This window comes from Bdellovibrio bacteriovorus HD100 (genome assembly GCF_000196175.1).
GTDB classification, from domain to species: Bacteria; Bdellovibrionota; Bdellovibrionia; order Bdellovibrionales; family Bdellovibrionaceae; genus Bdellovibrio; species Bdellovibrio bacteriovorus.
The window spans coordinates 434,081-449,650 of sequence record NC_005363.1; the positions used below are offsets into that span (position 1 = coordinate 434,081).

Here is a 15,570-nt window from a genome sequence, read left to right on the forward strand (position 1 = left end):
TTAATATTAGGAAGTTATGAAAATGGCAAATAATCTTCCGCGTTGGGCGTGTGTCGCTCTGTCTATTTTTTCGATTTCATTGCCAGCTCTGGCTGTGGATAACTACAAGGAATTTCGCCGGGATCACTGGGATTTTGAGGTGAATGCCAACTATTTCTATTCTGAGGCCAATTATCCGGCTTCAGGGGGCGGCAGTCAGAGCCTGGTCAGTGGTAACAGCTACTCGTTAATCGACACTTCTTTTGGGACTCGCTATGTTCCGAAAAGAAACTGGTCGATTCTGGGCTGGGGAACGATCAGCAATGCGGAAAGCAAGGACTCGGTCGCCACTCGTTCCAACAGTTCGATCAGTGAAGCGGCTGTGGGCTTTGATTTCCTGATGTATTCCGACGCATTTCAGCTGATTCCGGAAGTCATCGCGGTCATGCCCTTTGAAGAGGTCAACCCTGCTTCGGATACCGTACTGAATTCAGAAGGTGTTTTTGAGGTTCGCTCCCGTTTGATTGCACAAAAAGACTTCGGAACTCTGCGCGGCTATGGCTGGCTGGGTTTCAATTATCGCGGCAGTGGCCGCTCATTCCTGATGCCTTGGGGGGTGGGGGCGCAGATGAAGCTGCAGCGACTGCGTTTGGGAGCCGAGCTTTTCGGTTATCAAAGTGTTTCTGATGACACCACGGACGTGACTGAAGCTTTGCGAACTTCTTACATCAACAGCGTCAATGCGGGTTCAATGAAATTCTATTCTGTGAAACCGAATTTGATGGACAGTCAGCTGTATGCAACCTGGCTGATCAGTCCGAAGTTGAGTGTGCAGGCCAATGGGGGCATGACGCTGACGGGCTCTAATTCGGCGGCGGGCTTCCATGTCGGTGGTTTCATCCGCTACAGCTTTGATATGAGCGAGGGTTATTCAGAGCCGGACTATGTTCCTCCGGTTGAAAACCCGGTGCCGAACTACCGCTCCAATATGTATGAAGAAAGCGATTTGAGCTCCGAAAAGAAAGTCCGCCGCTTTAAAGAGCAGACAAGCGACGGTGTGGATCAGAACCTGTTCAAGCCCCGTCCGACTGCGCCGAAAAAGCGTCCGCGGGTGGATGATGAATTGCAACAGCAGCTGGATGATACGGAATTCCAGATCGAGCTGAAATCCAACAAAAAGAAACGTCGTTAGTTTTAGGGAAGCCTCAGTGCTTCCCTTGTTTTTTCCACATCAAGACCTGCCAGCTCCACCACCTTGTGGCGTCCGGTTTCGCCTTTGATCAAATGCACATCGCGCTTGGGAATATCAAACAGATCCGAAAGAAATTCGATCAGGCATTCATTGGCTTTTCCGTCGACAGGCGGGGCGGTCAGTTTGATTTTGATTTCGCCGTTGTGAGGACCCACAACTTCGTTTTTGGAGGACTTGGGCTGAATAAAAAGGTGGAGTCGAACTCCACCTTTTGTTGCTTCAATCATGAGTGTCTTCGTGCTGATTATTCAGCAGAAAGAGGGGACACGTTTGGAGAGCGGCCGGCGCCATTTCCATTCACGATATTGTGATTTGGAAGCTGAGCTTGTGGCATGTACTTTTCACCTTGCTCCAGCAGGGACAGATGCGCTTGCGCCAGAGCTTTCAGGTTGGCTTCAAACTGCATGCGCACGCGCTTCAGTTCGGTCACTTCCTGGTACATTTTCTTCAAAGAGTCGCGGGAATCACGAGTGATGATCTCGGCCTTTTGCTGGGCATCGGCGATGATCAATTTCGCTTCACGGTCGGCATCCTGACGAAGGCGGTCTGCCATCTGAGTTGCAGTGGCGATAGTCTCTTTCAAAACCTGATCGCGCTCTTTGTATTCCATCAAAGAAAGTTCTTTTTCGCGAATGGCTTCTTTCAGGGTGTTTCTTTCCTGAATCAAGGACTCCATCTGGGCAGCGATCTGCTGAAGAAAATCCATAACTTCGTCAGCATCAAGACCCATCATCTTTTTACCAAAAGATTTGTGAGCGATATCGATAGGAGTAATTCTCATTTTGTTCCTCCTTGAACAATATGATTAAGGATAAAGGCCGAGTCTGTGCCTGGGCAAGGTTATTTGATTTCCCGGGCCATTTCTTTGTTTCTCATCGCCGCTTTCTCGAAGCTGATGCGAAGAGCGCGTTCAATCTCAAGCTCTCTCATGGACTGAAGTCCAGCCGCAGTGACGCCTTTCTTTGATGTGACACGGGCTTGCAGGTCTTCCACGCCTTCGCGGGCTTGTGCTGCCAGCAGCGAGGCGCCGACAAAAGTTTCAATGGTCATCATGCGGGCTTCTTCGACAGAAAAGCCATGCTCTTCGATCCAGTCCTGCCAGTACATCATCATCTCAAAGACAAATCCGGTTCCGCTGGAGCAGGAAACCATCAGGGCTTCAAACTGATCCTCGTCGTGAACCTGAATCACACGACCCAGAGGCTGGAAAAGGTCTTCCACGGTGCTGTCCAGGCCGCTGTCGTCATCGTCATTCAAAAGATAACCGATAACTCCACGACCGATCAGAGATGGGGTGTTGGGCATCACGCGCGCAAGGCGCGCACCTTGAACGTAACGCTCCAGCTTTTCCATGCGGATGCCGGCGGCAACACTGATGACGATCTTGTGTTCGTCAAAACTGCGGGTCACTGGCTCCAGTGCCTGCAGCAGATCCTGAGGTTTGATCGCCAGGATGATGATATCGCACGTGTCGACCAGTTCATCATTGCTGAAGACCGGATTTATTTTGAATGTTTCAGCAAGTTTGTGAAGCTTTCCTTCAGAGCGGTTGGAAGCGAAAATATTTTTGGCAGGAAAGCCTCCTTCGATGAGACCTTTGATCATGGCTTGCGCCATATTCCCTGCACCCAGAAAGCCGATTTTTTGCGATTTCAACAAGGGATTCATATTGTGATCCTACCCTTTGGCGGGACGTTCGCCAAATAAAATAGTCCCAAGGCGCACGATTGTGGCGCCTTCCTCAACCGCGACCGGATAGTCGTGACTCGTGCCCATTGACAGCTCATTCAGCGGATGAACTGTCGTGTCCGTGGTCGTTTTCAGGCGGTCGCGCAGTTGGCGCAGCTCTGCAAAGTAAGGACGTACTTCGGCCCCGGTTTCGGTTAATGGTGGCATGGTCATCAGGCCATAAATGTGAAGATGGGGCAGTTTCGTCAGTTCGGCCCACTGGTTTTCAAGTGTTTCCGCGGAAAAGCCCTCTTTGCTGGCTTCGCCTGCCAGATTCACCTGGATCAGGATGTTTTGACTGACGCCTTTTTGTTCGCACTGGCGGCTGATCACCTGAGCCAGTTCCAGAGAGTCCACCGAATGAATCAGGTGAAACTTTCCGACCACCAATTTGGCTTTGTTCTTTTGAAGGTGGCCAATCAGATGCCACTGAATATCAGAAAGGTCAGAAAGCACGCTTTGTTTTTCAAGGGCTTCCTGAACGTAATTTTCACCAAACAGGCGCTGACCCTCGACGTGCAGGGCGCGCACCTTTTCCGCCGGCTGAAGTTTAGAAACGGCCAGGATCTTCGCGGGTTTTGCTTTTTCTGTGATCTCTTTTAATGCCATGACGTGAAACCTATCATTCCGTTCGCAAAAATGTCCAATAAAAATACCATCGCTACTTTTTTTGTTGACGACCCCGGAAATGGTGGTAGAACATGGTTCATGAGACGCTCCTCCCGAAGAGCCACAGCCCGTATAGATAACCCCCGTCTGCAACTTACGAAGCAGTTCGGGGGTGCGCTTTTGAAGAGCAGTCACGCCAAAACGGCGCGGCCGCTTTCTTTGAAAAAAGCCATGCATGTTGTGTTGTCGTCAGAATCCGCCCAGGGCGAATGGGCCTTTGAAAAATCGAAGAACAAAAGAATCATCGAAACAGTTTTAAAGAGTCAGGCGCGAAAATACGGAATTTCCCTCAGGGAAATCGTCTGTTCCGGCGAAAGCCTGCATGTGTTGATTCGTCTGCGCAAACGGCGCAGCTTTGCGCCCTTTATTCGCGCGGTCAGCGGCATGCTGGCCCTGATGATCACCGGGGCTGGTAAAACACGAAAACTGAAAAAGAAGTTCTGGGATCAGCGCCCATGGACACGGGTCTTGGAAGAAGTTCGCGGCTATTCCGTCATCGCCGACCGCGAAATACTCGAACATCTAAAAAAAATAGGACTGCAATCACAGCCCTATCCTCTAAGAATCTAAAAGGTACCTGCTTACTTTTTCCGAAGCGCCGCGTTTTGTGCAGGGCTTCTGCAAAAGTAAGCAGGTACCTTTTGGGGTTAGCGGCGGTTTAGTTTGGGGAAGATGTTGCGGTCGGTGAGGGATACGAAACGGTAGCCGTCTTGTTCCAGCATCGTCATCAGACGGTCCAGGCTGTGTGCGGTGTTTTTGTGGATGTCGTGCATCAGCAGGACACCGCCTTGAGTTTGTGCCACGACGTTAGCTACGTAGCCGGCGTAATCACGGCGCAGATGCTGCGGGGCCTGGCAGGTTGCGTTTTCTTTGTCGCTGACTTGGCCGTCAGCAAAAGCCCAGTCGCAAGTGTCGATATCCCAGCCTACATTTACATAACCCAAAGAACTGACCAGTTCGTTGCTGGAGCAGGTGGAGTTTCCGTAAGGATAACGGAAGAAGCGGGGAGTTCCCACGGTGCGAAGCAGGCGGTCGGTGGTCTTGATTTCCGAGTTCATGCGCGATGAGCTCAGTTCGTGGAAGTTCGGATGGCTGTAAGAGTGATTCGCCAGCTGATGACCTTCGGCCACCATACGGCGCAGGATCGCTTCGTTACCTTTGATTTTGCTTCCCAAAATAAAGAACGTGCCCTTGGCATTGTGTGCTTTCAGGACATCCAGAATCAAAGGTGTTGTATCCGGGTTCGGCCCGTCATCGAAGGTCAGCGCAATCGTACCACGAGTGACCGAGTCAGGAACTTGAATCGCATACTTGCAGCGATTCGGTTTGAATTTGTCGAAAATGCCCCATTCGCTTTCGATGTTCAGGATTTTTTCCATCGCCCGTTTCATTCCCTGGGTCGTCTGGAGCTCAATCAGTTTTTCGTTGGAAGGAGCCTGTGGCAGAGCTTCCTCCTGGGCGTGAGCCAGGGAAGCAGTCAAAGTCAGCGCGGACAGTGCCAAAGAAATAGGGCGTTTCATCAATTAAGACCTCCGGTAGAGAGCTGAAAGGCGCACCATAACAGAGGATGCGCCGAAGGCCCCAGAGATCTTTCACTGTTCAGAATTTGGACAGTAGATTTTTCACCAGGTCGATGGGAAGTCCCACCACATTGTAGAAGGGGCCGTCGAAGCGTTCGATGAATTTTCCACCCTGTCCCTGAATGCCGTAAGCACCGGCTTTGTCCATGGGTTCGCCGGTGTCTATGTAGGTCCAGATTTCATCATCAGTCAGCTGCCGGAAGTAAATTTTTGTAGTCTCAGTCTGAGACACTTCCTTGCCCGTGCTGGACTCGACCAGGCAGACCGCCGTGATGACCTCATGATATTTACCAGACAAAAGTTTAAGAATGCGATAGGCATCCTGACGATCGGCGGGCTTACCCAGGGGGGCCCCATTGAAAATCACCTCGGTGTCGGCGCAAAGCACGATAAACGCGTCTTGCCGGCTGGACTTTAGCAGGGGCAAAGCAGCACTCGCTTTTCGTCTGGCGATATCTAAAATCTGATCGTTTACATTCAGGTTTTTGTTAGGAATTTCCGATACTTTAACTGGAACCACGTCGAATGAAAAACCCGCTTCACTAAGAAGCTGTTTTCGGCGCGGTGACTCTGAGGCCAAGATCAATGCTGGTTTCATGAGGATACTTGAACACGAAGAGGCGAAAATGGGAAGTGCAGAGTTAATGCTGATTCTGGGATTGCTGCTCGCAGGAGTTGCGGTCTTCCTTTTTGTCAGTTCCATCTTTGCAAGTAACACGGACAAGCAGCAGCTTTCATGGGCGAACAATGATGAGCCGGTGAAATCCAAAAATCCGGTGATCAATTTCTCGCGACCACTGGTGCACCAGTTCACCTTGCAGCATGCGATGAAGATTCGCAGCGAGTCCTACCGCAAAAAAGTTCGTAAATACATCAAAACCTCGGGCCTGTCTTCAGAGCTGAACGAGGATGAATTCATCGGGTTGCAGTTCCTGTGGGGGATCATGTTCCCGATCTTCCTGCTGATCATGAACTTCTCATTGCAGTTGGGTTTGTCCCCGATGGTTGTTGTGGGTATGGGTCTGATTGGTTTCTATCTGCCGCAGATTCATGCGCGCGGGGAAAAGAAGCGCCGGGAGCTTTCCGTGCGCGCGGACCTGCCGTTCTTCATCGATCTGCTGGCGCTGTCGGTGGAAGCGGGTCTGGACTTTTTCTCGGCGATTCAGAAGATCGTGGACAAAGCCAATGGCACGGACAGTGTGCTGGCAGAAGAGTTTTCAATTGTTTTGAAAGATATCAAAATCGGTTCCTCCAAAGCGCAGGCTTTGAAGGAAATGGCTGAGCGTTTGGACATGAACGAGATCACAAGTTTTGTGGCGGTTCTGGTGGATGCCGAGTCCACGGGGGCCAGTATTTCCCAGGTCCTGAAAGACCAGTCAGTGCAGATGCGTCTGGAAAGATTCGTTCGTGCTGAGAAAGCCGGTGCGCAGGCCTCCCAGACCATGTTGATCCCGCTGATGCTGTTCATTCTGCCAGCGGTATTCATCATCGTCTTCGGTCCGGTAGCGGTTTCATTCATGTATGGTGGAAAGTAAAGTGATGGCTAAGTTGATGAACACAACCAACAACAAAACTTTGATTGCGGATCTGGAAGTGGCCTCCACTTTCCTGAGTCGTGGCAAAGGTCTTTTGGGCCGCGAAAGTCTGCCGGCTGAAAAGGCGTTGTGGATTCATCACTGCAACAGCATCCACACCTTCTTTATGAAGTTTTCTATTGATTGTGTGTTCGTGGATAAAAATCTTAAGGTGCGCGCGATCCGCAGGGATGTGCGTCCCTGGAGACTGGTGCTCCCGGTGTGGGGAGCCGCTTCGGTGATAGAGATGGCATCAGGTACAGTCAGCAACGGGAATGTCAGCGTGGGAGATCAACTTTATGTGGGCGCTTAGAATCTTGTCCGGCCCGCAGGCGGGTTCAGTGCTGGAGCTGAAGATGGGGAAAAACCTCATCGGTCGGGCTCCTCAGTGTGACATAAAACTTATCAGTTCCGGTGTTTCCAAGGAACACACCGAGATTGCTGTATTCAAAGATAAAATTGTTGTGACGGATCTTCGTTCCAGCAACGGCACTTATTTGAACGGTGTCCGTGTGCAGAGTGGTGTGATGCGTTTGGGTGACAAACTGGGCATTCACGATGTGATTGCCGATGTGATCCCGGCGCAGGAATCCCGAGCACAGCGTCCGCAAGGGCAGCCAAGTCCGCAGGCGCCAATGCCTTACTATGGCGGCGGAGCCGCTCCACAAATGCCGCAACCTATGCACATGGGTATGCCACAGCAAAATATGGGTATGCCTCAGGGGATGCCGCAGCCAATGGCGGGCATGGGGATGCCGGGCGCAGGCCCAGCACCCGCACCAGCTCCGGCATTCCAGCAGGGCGGTTTCAAAGGCCTGGTGGATAAATTCAACGAATATATGGACCGCGTGGCTTTGCCCGGGGTTTACAAGCTTCCACAGTTTGTGGAAATGAAAATGGTTCTGCTGGGCTTTGTGGTGTTGTTTATCTTCTCCACAACGCTGCTTTCAATGATTCCGATGGTGCAGATCACCCGCGCCAGTATCATCAATGAAAGTAAACGCCGGGCGGCTTCCATTGCCCGTACGGTGGCGACACTGAATCAGGCAGCTCTTTTGCAAAACAGTTATTCATCCTTAAGCACCAACGCGGCGGAATCCGAAGACGGTGTGAAGCAGGTTCTGATTGTGCAGCAGTCTGATGGTATGATCCTGGCGCCGGCTTCGCGCGCGGGGACCACGCCGGATCTGCCGTTTGTTCACTCGGCCCGTCGGGAAATGCGCCCGCAGTCGGTGGAAGTGGACTCCTCCACTATCGGTGCGAGCTTCCCAATTGGTCTGTTTGACCCGAACACGGGCGAGCAGTCGGTGAAGGCGCATGCGATTGTGCTTTATGATATCGGCAGTCTGGCCTTTGATGACGGCCGGGCGATCAGTCTGTTTATGCAGACGCTGGTGATTGCCTCATTGATTGGTTTGTTGCTGTTCTACTTCATGTATAAGCTGATTGAATATCCGCTGGTGACGTTGAATGCACAACTGGACGCCGCCATGCGCGAAAAAACTGACAATACGGTGGTGGATTTCCAGTTCCCGCCATTGCAGGCTTTGATTGGTAATGTCAACAGTCTGTTGACCAGATATATCAACGGTGACACCGACAAGGGCGGTGGTGCCGCAGGATTTGTGAACAAGGACGGCGAGGCTGAAAATCTGATGCAGATGATCGGTTATCCATGTGTGGCGATTTCGAAGGAAGGCCGGATTATTTCCTGCAACCCTTCATTCCTGCAGGTGGCTCGTGCTGAAATGGCGCAGATTCAGGGGCAGATGTACAAAGCAATCCCGGATGTGGCTTTGCAGCAGAATATCGAAGGTCTGGTGGCGCGTTCCCGGGAAAATCCACGCGGCATCCACACGGATCAGCTGGAGTTCAGCGGGCACCTTTGTATTCTGAGCTGTCAGGCATTCTGCACAGGCCAGGAAGTGGATTATTATGTGATCACTGTGTCACCAACTGAAGGAGGCTCGTGATGAGCGCAGCCCCTCAGGTGAAGGATTCCATGAAGTTTGATATCGAGATCATCAAAGGACCGCATATTGGTCAGAAGCTTTCTTTTGAAAAGGCTTCTGTATCCATGGGCCGTGGTCCCGAGAATGACATTGTCCTTTCCCAGGATCCGCGCGTCAGCCGTCAGCACGCGGAAATCAAACAGCGTGGCAATGAATTTGTGCTCGTCAATCTGAGTCAGAAAAACTTTGTGATGGTCAATGGCCAGAGCATTCAATCCGAAGTTCTTACGAACGATTCGGTGATTCAGATTGGTGAGACAGAAATTCTGTTCAAAGTCGACATGCCCGTGGTGCAGGCGCCTCCGCCAACACCGGCAGCGACACCGTCTCCGCTATTGACGCCAAATCCGTTCCCGGCGCCGACTCCACCGCGTCCGCAGCAGATGCCGGTCAGCAATCCGTTCCCGCAGGCTCAGACGCCGGCTTATCAGCAGCCTCGTCCGATGCCGGCGATGCCGAATCCTTCGATGCCTCCGGCACAGCCGATGGCTTATGGTGGGTACACTCCACCTCCGAATCACGGCATGCCCAACATGGGGGCGCCGATGGGTGGACCTTCTGGTGGTGGCGGACTGCTTTCCAATCCGAAGGCCAGATTCTATGGAATCATCGCCATTGTGGGTTTGGCAGCGTGGTTCTTCCTGTCGGATTCCGGCAATAAGAACAAAAAAGACCCGAATGCATTCAGAACTTCAGCTCTGTCCATGGCGGACGTGGCCGAGGCCGAGAAACGTTCGCAGGAGCTTTTGACAATTAAAAAAGAAAAATACGACTCGGTTCAATACCGCCGGGCTCAGGAAAACTTCATCAAGGGCTTCCGCGACTTCCAGCAGGGCCAGTATGCTCGTGCGCGCGAGGCGTTCCAGGTTGTTTTGAATCTGGATCCGGACAACGAGCTGGCAAAACGGTATTTCCATCTTTCGAAGATCAAGTTTGACGAGCTGGTGAAATTCAACATGATTCAAGGCAACCGATACCGCGAAAAAAAGAACTGGAGAATGTGCCAGTCGAATTATTCCAACGTGATGACCATGCTTCAGCACCGCAAGGACGATCCTTCATTCAAGGAAGCCAAGCAGTTCTATGAAGAGTGCACGCTGAATCTGGAGGGCAGGTTCTAATGGCTCTTCTGCGTGTGCGCCTGCGTGGCAAAACAGTCTGTGAAGTGAATCTGACGGAGGACCGCTCTTATGTGGCCGGCCGTAAAGAGGACTGTGATATCGTATTGCAGCCGGAAAAAGGCATTTCCCGCGAGCATTTCAAAGTTTCTTTCAACGGCAGCTGGAATGTCGAAGTTGTCTCCCGTTATGGTGAAGTGATCCATAATGGGGAACAGGTTCAGCAGTTCCAGCTGGAGCACGGGGCGATGTTCACTGTGCCTCCATATGAATTTGACTTCCTGAACACAGTGGCGGAAGCCCCGGTGTACCAGGAAGCCCCTGCCATGAGCAGTGGCGAAAACCTGCCGGCAGTCATGGGTTCCGCTCCGGAGTCATTTGATGGCAGTGATGAAAAAACCATGATCGGGGTGGCGCCCACAGCGGCCTTCATCAAGATTGTGGATGCGCAGAATGAAACCAAAGAGATGATCCGTCTTGATGCAGGCGATGCCTGGATTGCAGGACGGGATTCCACCTGTCATATCCAGATTCGCGATCAGCGGGTCAGCCGTCGTCAGTTTGAAATCCGCCGGGCCGGATCCCAGTTTGTGATTCTGGATCTGGGCAGTGTGAACGGCACGCTCTTAAATGGAAACCCTATATCCTCCACGGACATGACTCCGATCAAGTCCGGGGATGCGATCAGTGTGCTGGAAAATTATTTGTACTTTGAGTTGCACGATGCCAGCTTCCAGAGCCGTCTGGAAATGGTGAATGTGGCGCCGCCCAGTCCGTTGGTGCCAACCAGCTATGACAACGTGCCTATGGAATACCAGCATCAGTCCCACGAAATGATGCCGTATCAGGGGGCGATGCCGCCGATGCCGTATCAACAGCCGATGCAGTATCCAGGCATGGGGGCACCGATGCCTGGGCCAATGCCGCAGGCTTCGGGCAAATTTGACTTCCAGAAGCACCGTCCGAAACTGATTGTGGGTGCGGTGGTGCTTTTGGCCGTGGCCTATCTGTTCAGCGGTGGTGACAAGACGGCTCCGCCGGCGCAGCCGGGTCAGGTGATGGCTCCGGGTTCGCCGCAGGAGTTGTTCTCGAAGCTGAAGCCTGAGCAACAGGCCTTGGTTCGTCAGCGCTATAAAGACGCGAAGAATCTGTACATGCAGGGTAAGTATCAGCTGGCCCAGGATGAGATCATAAAGATTCAGGAGATCATCCCGGACTACGAGGATATCCGCGAGATCGAGCGTCTTTCGAAAGAGGCGATCTTCATTCAGGAACAGCAGCGTCGTCAGGAAGAAATTGAAAAGGCCAAAGCCGAAGCTGAGGAGAAAATCCAGAAGCAGGTTGTGGAATGCCAGAAGAAAATAAATCCAACCATCACGGCGGCCGAGATGGAAGACTGTCTGAGTCCCGTGCTGCAGTTCAATCCAGAGCATCCGCGCATTCTTGACCTGAAATCCCAGGTCGATATGCTCAATGCCCAGCGCGAGGCCAAAGAGGCTGAAAAGGCCGCTTACCAGTCCCTGGTGGCAAAGATGCGTGGCCTGTATGGCTGGGCTGAAGGGGTGCATAAAAAAGGCAAACCTCTGGATGCCATTGCAGCTTACGAAAAAGTACTGGAGTCAAAGCTTCCGGATCCAAGCGGTTATAAAGGTCAGGCCAAACGCAACATCGCTTCGATTCGTCAGATGATGAATTCCAAAACGGCGAGTTTGCAAGCCGAGGCGGAAAAGAACTATCAGGCCCAGAATCTGAAAGGGGCGATTCAGGCCTTGCGTAAAGCGCGCAGTCTGGATCCAACCAATGATGAGCTTCCGGATCGTATCGAGCGTTACACCAGCGAGCTGCGCAAGCAGATGATGACGCTTTATCAGGAAGGCATCCTGGAGGAAAGTTTTGGTAACGTCGATGGGGGCGAATCCAAAGCCGGCGCCAAGGACAAGTGGAAGAAGATCCTGGAGCTGGATATCCCGGACGGTGAGTACTACAAGAAGGCCTACATCAAGTTGAAAAAATACGGAGCATTGTAAAGTGAAACTGCAGGAGCGCTCGTACAGCACCAAGATTCTTCGTCCCAAGCCGCTGATTCATCGCGAGGATGACGGCAGTCTGATCGTTGTTGCCACGTCTTGGGGGCAGCCTGAGCATGCCCAGCGGGCACTGGATGAAGTGGTGAAGTATGTCAGCGCTGCCAAGGCGGACGTGGAAGTGACGTCACCTTTTGAGTTTCTGACGTGTCTTTCGGATGAAGTGAACTATGTGCGCACCGGCATTCTGATTGCCAATGACCTGCTTTACCGCGGTGAAAACCGCGCAGAGTATTTTTCCGGCGTGGAGCTGATGGCGATCTTCAAACGCGGCCCCCAAGTGGCGTGGGCGCACGTGGGTTGTCCCAGTTTGTTTATTCAAAGAAGAAATCAAAGGCTGCAGCCGTTGTCCATCGGACAGGATCTGTCCAGTGAGCTGCCAAGACCGCAGGCTTTGCCTCCATTACCATCCCAGCTTTTGGGGTTGGATCCGACCTGCTATATTCAGTGCGGGCACACCTACGTGAGCGAAGGTGATCGCCTGGTGCTGCTGGCCAGTTCCAGTGTGGCAACCACACTGTGGACCCGCGAAGGGGATTCGCTGGATCTGGGCACGGTCACCACAGGGATGATTCAGGAAGATCCGGATTCCCCGTTCTGGCTGGGTCTGATCGACGTTTCCGGCGAATAGTCCAAAAAAACTCAAAGTTCTTCGATAGTCAGGGATTTATAAACCTGATGGCGCAGCTTGGAAAATTCCGGCAATGCCAGTGCCAGCTCGACACGGGAAGGGGCAAAGATATTGTCCCGGGATGTGTCCCAGATCAAACCCGCAGCGATATTATTGCGTTGAATCAGCTGATCCAGCATATAGTTGCGGAAAGAGCGTTCAAAGCGCTTGCGCTGGGCTTCCCTTGAAAGCCCGCGGGCATCGGCGCGAATCCAGTCGATCCATTCCAAAAACAGTCCGTCGTTGCAGTTTTTCAGGTTGTCAGTGCCGATGGTTTTGACTGTCACCAGATCAAAGCAGGCATCACTGACCTTGGCGGTTTTAACATTCAGATTTTTTTCGGCCACAAACTGCCAGGTCGAAATTTTATTTTTCTGCCCCAGTTGCTTCAGGGTGTCCCAGTCCTTACGGTTGAGTGCGATCTGCGCCGTCCAGTTCAGAAGATCCAGGCTCCGGGGCTGCTGGGCCTGCAGTCGCTTCAGATCCTTTAATAGCAGGTCTTCCTGATCTGCGCGCATCCAGCGGGAATACGGCAGGCTCAGTTTCGTTGTCCACTCAGAATTTAAAGCCGGGAAGGACACAAACTGATTTCGATAAAGCAGGTTTTGCAGCTTTTGTGTGGTCGGTAAAATACTTTCCTGCAACAGCGGCAAGGGGTTTGTTTCAAAGCGGTCGACCAATGTGTTGTACAGGCGGGGCTTTTCTTCATTGATGTAAAGAACATGATTGGAGATTGCCGCAGTCTTCAGCGGACCGGCTTTACGCCACAGGGCCCAGCCGGACTCCAGCAGCAGGGGGCGGTCCTCTGGCCAGGTGGCTGTGGCACTTTTCATCACTTCGGTCAAAGACTGAGCCGGAAATGATTGGGGCGCCTGATCCACGATGCTTTCGCCCAAAAGATGGAAAAGCGTGCGGCCCACATCGACCAGGCTGACGTTCTGGTCAATTTTCCAGTGAATAGCTTCGTCACGTTTTTTCTTTTGTGAGGGTTTGATGAACAACGCCACCTGGGTATTTTCCCCATGCAGATTCATGGAGCTGAGTTCTTTCGGACGGTCATTGCCGGTGTGACCATTCAGCCCCACCAAAAAGATGGTGGTGCTGTCCCAGTGGCCACTGGATTTCAGATCCTGGAAAAGCTCAAAAAGGCTTTCATCAAGTTCTTCACGCTGGCTTTCGAAGCTTAAGTTTCGGGCCTCGCCCAGATCCGTCAGGGTTTCGGTGTTCGTGAACAGCAGATCCGGAACATAGATCACACTGAAGAAAGACATACCGCCGACATCCTGGTGAACCCATTGTCGAAAAGCATCGGCATTCTGTTTAAATGGACGAATCAGGCTGCGGAAGGTTGGAACTATATTGTCATCGAAAAGTTCAAAGCCTTGATTCAACCCGCTCCGACGAAAGACGGGGGCGCCACCGGAAAAGAAGCTGGTGCGATAGTCCTGATCCAGGGCCACCTCGGAAGCCAGCTCGACTTCCGCAGTCAGTCCGGGGCCGCCATTGTGGCGAACCTTGTGCTGATAAGGATAAAGACCCGTCAATAGGGACGCCAAAGCCGGAACGGACATCGGAGACGGTGAAAAGGCATGGGTGAAACGCACGGACTCACTGCAAAGCAATTGAAAACCAGACCTCTCGGAGGAATCCTGACTGCAATTGACGTCGCTGATGGTCAATTCGTCCACCGCGATGATCAATATAGAGTTCCTGTCTTTTGTTTGGCAGGAGAGCTGGACCAAACTCAGAAGGATGAGTGTGAGAGTTAAAATGATTTTCCGCATACCTTGACCGTATGTAATGGTTTTAGTGATAATGGATCAATTAGATAGCGCAGTCAAAGATTTGGAGGAATCACCCATGCTCACGGAAAAGATATTTACTATTGCTCACTTGGCGGATCAGGTCGTTTTGTGGATCTTGCTTGTTCTCAGCGTATTGAGCATCGGCATGATTCTGGAACGTTATTTTGCCCTGAAGAAAATTTCCGCAGAGTCGCAAAGAGTGCGTGCTCGCATCAAGCTGGCACTTCAGAGCAACAGCCTTGAGGATGTGGAGGATCTGGCGAAAGATCCTAACTCTATTGAAGGCCGTGCCGCAGGTTACGCGTTGAAACACATGAGAGACGCGGGCAGCAAAGGTCTTTCTGAAATCTTCAACACCTTTGCTTTGACTGAGCGTCCAGAGCTGGAAAAGTTTCTGGGTTTCCTGGCAACCGTGGGTTCCAATGCTCCGTATATCGGTTTGTTCGGTACGGTTTTGGGTATCATGAAAGCCTTTAATGATCTGGCGACAGCTCCTGAAGCGGGTCAACAGACGGTGATGGCGGGTATCTCTATGGCCCTTGTGGCAACGGCAGCGGGTCTGTTCGTGGCGATCCCGGCGGTGGCGGCGTACAACTATTACAGCAAACAGGTTCGTGGCGTGTTCCAGAATCTGGAAAGCGTGAAAGAGTTGTGCCTGGCTTACGCTAAGAAAAAAGGTGTTTAAAAATGGCATTTAATAACAGCGACAATAATGAAGCCATAGCGGACATTAACGTCGTTCCGCTCGTGGACATCATTCTTGTGGTTCTGATCATCTTTATGGTGACAGCACCCATGTTTATGAAGCCCACGATCAACGTGAATCTGCCCAAGGCAGCCAGCGGTGATCAGACAGCTCCGAGCAAGCTGAACATTGCTTTGACTGCTGACGGACGCATCAATCTGAATGGAACCTTCGTATCTGAAGAGGACGTTCGCGCCAAAGCCACTGAAGAAGTGGGCAAGAATGCGGATGTGCAGGCCATCATTTCGGCGGACAAAGATGTGCCGCACGGAAAAGTGGTGGGGCTTCTGGATATCGTCAAAGGATCCGGGGTTAAAAAGTTCGCGATCAGTATCGACAAAAAATAGGAATGAA

General features: G+C 51.9%; 17 protein-coding genes. 10 read left to right on the forward strand and 7 right to left on the reverse strand.

Annotated elements, in window-relative coordinates:
- Positions 1 to 22 precede the first annotated feature (22 nt).
- Positions 23 to 1,171: a hypothetical protein gene (locus tag BD_RS02120; RefSeq protein ID WP_011163045.1), complete on the forward strand. Its 1,149-nt coding sequence runs from the start codon at positions 23 to 25 to the stop codon at positions 1,169 to 1,171.
- Between the two features lie 2 nt (positions 1,172 to 1,173).
- Here BD_RS02120 and BD_RS02125 read toward each other — a convergent pair whose 3' ends face one another.
- Genes BD_RS02125 through BD_RS02140 form a run of 4 tightly spaced genes read right to left on the reverse strand, consistent with a single transcriptional unit; the run spans position 1,174 to position 3,568 of the window.
- A complete protein-coding gene (locus BD_RS02125) occupies positions 1,174 to 1,458 on the reverse strand; it encodes a DUF167 domain-containing protein (RefSeq protein WP_011163046.1) in 285 nt (94 codons plus the stop codon).
- 17 nt (positions 1,459 to 1,475) lie between these two features.
- On the reverse strand, positions 1,476 to 2,012 hold the full coding sequence (locus BD_RS02130; RefSeq protein ID WP_011163047.1) for a DivIVA domain-containing protein: 537 nt from the start codon (positions 2,010 to 2,012) through the stop codon (positions 1,476 to 1,478).
- 59 nt (positions 2,013 to 2,071) lie between these two features.
- Positions 2,072 to 2,899 carry a pyrroline-5-carboxylate reductase family protein gene (locus tag BD_RS02135; protein WP_011163048.1) on the reverse strand — a complete coding sequence of 276 codons (828 nt, stop codon included), beginning with the start codon at positions 2,897 to 2,899 and terminating at the stop codon, positions 2,072 to 2,074.
- Positions 2,900 to 2,908: 9 nt separating this feature from the next.
- On the reverse strand, positions 2,909 to 3,568 hold the full coding sequence (locus tag BD_RS02140) for a YggS family pyridoxal phosphate-dependent enzyme (protein WP_011163049.1): 660 nt from the start codon (positions 3,566 to 3,568) through the stop codon (positions 2,909 to 2,911).
- Positions 3,569 to 3,667: 99 nt separating this feature from the next.
- On the opposite strand from BD_RS02140, the gene BD_RS02145 reads away from it, so the two are divergent.
- Positions 3,668 to 4,198 carry a hypothetical protein gene (locus tag BD_RS02145; RefSeq protein WP_162145201.1) on the forward strand — a complete coding sequence of 177 codons (531 nt, stop codon included), beginning with the start codon at positions 3,668 to 3,670 and terminating at the stop codon, positions 4,196 to 4,198.
- Between the two features lie 77 nt (positions 4,199 to 4,275).
- On the opposite strand, the gene BD_RS02150 is transcribed toward BD_RS02145, so the two are convergent.
- On the reverse strand, positions 4,276 to 5,148 hold the full coding sequence (locus BD_RS02150; RefSeq protein ID WP_041583441.1) for a polysaccharide deacetylase family protein: 873 nt from the start codon (positions 5,146 to 5,148) through the stop codon (positions 4,276 to 4,278).
- Positions 5,149 to 5,227: 79 nt separating this feature from the next.
- The gene (locus BD_RS02155) at positions 5,228 to 5,806 is read right to left on the reverse strand and encodes a Maf family protein (protein WP_011163052.1); all 579 of its coding nucleotides are present in this window, start codon (positions 5,804 to 5,806) and stop codon (positions 5,228 to 5,230) included.
- Positions 5,807 to 5,834: 28 nt separating this feature from the next.
- Between BD_RS02155 and BD_RS02160 the strand changes: the two genes are divergently transcribed.
- From BD_RS02160 to BD_RS02185, 6 genes are read left to right on the forward strand one after another with little or no spacing between them, the layout of a single operon-like run.
- Complete coding sequence (locus tag BD_RS02160; RefSeq protein WP_231839255.1) at positions 5,835 to 6,743, forward strand: type II secretion system F family protein; 909 nt, start codon at positions 5,835 to 5,837, stop codon at positions 6,741 to 6,743.
- Between the two features lie 4 nt (positions 6,744 to 6,747).
- A complete protein-coding gene (locus BD_RS02165; RefSeq protein WP_011163054.1) occupies positions 6,748 to 7,095 on the forward strand; it encodes a DUF192 domain-containing protein in 348 nt (115 codons plus the stop codon).
- On the forward strand, positions 7,082 to 8,755 hold the full coding sequence (locus BD_RS02170; RefSeq protein WP_011163055.1) for an FHA domain-containing protein: 1,674 nt from the start codon (positions 7,082 to 7,084) through the stop codon (positions 8,753 to 8,755). Before BD_RS02165 ends, BD_RS02170 begins: the two co-directional genes overlap by 14 nt.
- Positions 8,755 to 9,915, forward strand: a complete 1,161-nt coding sequence (locus BD_RS02175; protein ID WP_011163056.1) for an FHA domain-containing protein — start codon at positions 8,755 to 8,757, stop codon at positions 9,913 to 9,915. Before BD_RS02170 ends, BD_RS02175 begins: the two co-directional genes overlap by 1 nt.
- A complete protein-coding gene (locus BD_RS02180) occupies positions 9,915 to 11,939 on the forward strand; it encodes an FHA domain-containing protein (protein WP_011163057.1) in 2,025 nt (674 codons plus the stop codon). The genes BD_RS02175 and BD_RS02180 overlap by 1 nt, the downstream gene beginning before the upstream one ends.
- Before the next feature lies 1 nt (position 11,940).
- Complete coding sequence (locus tag BD_RS02185) at positions 11,941 to 12,627, forward strand: hypothetical protein (protein ID WP_011163058.1); 687 nt, start codon at positions 11,941 to 11,943, stop codon at positions 12,625 to 12,627.
- Between the two features lie 11 nt (positions 12,628 to 12,638).
- On the opposite strand, the gene BD_RS02190 is transcribed toward BD_RS02185, so the two are convergent.
- Complete coding sequence (locus tag BD_RS02190; RefSeq protein WP_231839256.1) at positions 12,639 to 14,366, reverse strand: sulfatase-like hydrolase/transferase; 1,728 nt, start codon at positions 14,364 to 14,366, stop codon at positions 12,639 to 12,641.
- 160 nt (positions 14,367 to 14,526) lie between these two features.
- On the opposite strand from BD_RS02190, the gene BD_RS02195 reads away from it, so the two are divergent.
- Positions 14,527 to 15,156 (forward strand): MotA/TolQ/ExbB proton channel family protein, encoded by a 630-nt coding sequence (locus BD_RS02195; RefSeq protein WP_011163060.1) that lies wholly within the window; start codon positions 14,527 to 14,529, stop codon positions 15,154 to 15,156.
- A gap of 2 nt (positions 15,157 to 15,158) precedes the next feature.
- The gene (locus tag BD_RS02200) at positions 15,159 to 15,563 is read left to right on the forward strand and encodes an ExbD/TolR family protein (protein WP_011163061.1); all 405 of its coding nucleotides are present in this window, start codon (positions 15,159 to 15,161) and stop codon (positions 15,561 to 15,563) included.
- Positions 15,564 to 15,570: the final 7 nt, after the last annotated feature.

Coding starts and splice junctions, on each gene's coding strand:
- BD_RS02120 (WP_011163045.1), top strand. CDS start 23: ATGGCAAATAATCTTCCGCGTTGGGCGTGTGTCGCTCTGTCTATTTTT.
- BD_RS02125 (WP_011163046.1), bottom strand. CDS start 1,458: ATGATTGAAGCAACAAAAGGTGGAGTTCGACTCCACCTTTTTATTCAG.
- BD_RS02130 (WP_011163047.1), bottom strand. CDS start 2,012: ATGAGAATTACTCCTATCGATATCGCTCACAAATCTTTTGGTAAAAAG.
- BD_RS02135 (WP_011163048.1), bottom strand. CDS start 2,899: ATGAATCCCTTGTTGAAATCGCAAAAAATCGGCTTTCTGGGTGCAGGG.
- BD_RS02140 (WP_011163049.1), bottom strand. CDS start 3,568: ATGGCATTAAAAGAGATCACAGAAAAAGCAAAACCCGCGAAGATCCTG.
- BD_RS02145 (WP_162145201.1), top strand. CDS start 3,668: ATGAGACGCTCCTCCCGAAGAGCCACAGCCCGTATAGATAACCCCCGT.
- BD_RS02150 (WP_041583441.1), bottom strand. CDS start 5,148: ATGAAACGCCCTATTTCTTTGGCACTGTCCGCGCTGACTTTGACTGCT.
- BD_RS02155 (WP_011163052.1), bottom strand. CDS start 5,806: ATGAAACCAGCATTGATCTTGGCCTCAGAGTCACCGCGCCGAAAACAG.
- BD_RS02160 (WP_231839255.1), top strand. CDS start 5,835: ATGGGAAGTGCAGAGTTAATGCTGATTCTGGGATTGCTGCTCGCAGGA.
- BD_RS02165 (WP_011163054.1), top strand. CDS start 6,748: ATGGCTAAGTTGATGAACACAACCAACAACAAAACTTTGATTGCGGAT.
- BD_RS02170 (WP_011163055.1), top strand. CDS start 7,082: ATGTGGGCGCTTAGAATCTTGTCCGGCCCGCAGGCGGGTTCAGTGCTG.
- BD_RS02175 (WP_011163056.1), top strand. CDS start 8,755: ATGAGCGCAGCCCCTCAGGTGAAGGATTCCATGAAGTTTGATATCGAG.
- BD_RS02180 (WP_011163057.1), top strand. CDS start 9,915: ATGGCTCTTCTGCGTGTGCGCCTGCGTGGCAAAACAGTCTGTGAAGTG.
- BD_RS02195 (WP_011163060.1), top strand. CDS start 14,527: ATGCTCACGGAAAAGATATTTACTATTGCTCACTTGGCGGATCAGGTC.
- BD_RS02200 (WP_011163061.1), top strand. CDS start 15,159: ATGGCATTTAATAACAGCGACAATAATGAAGCCATAGCGGACATTAAC.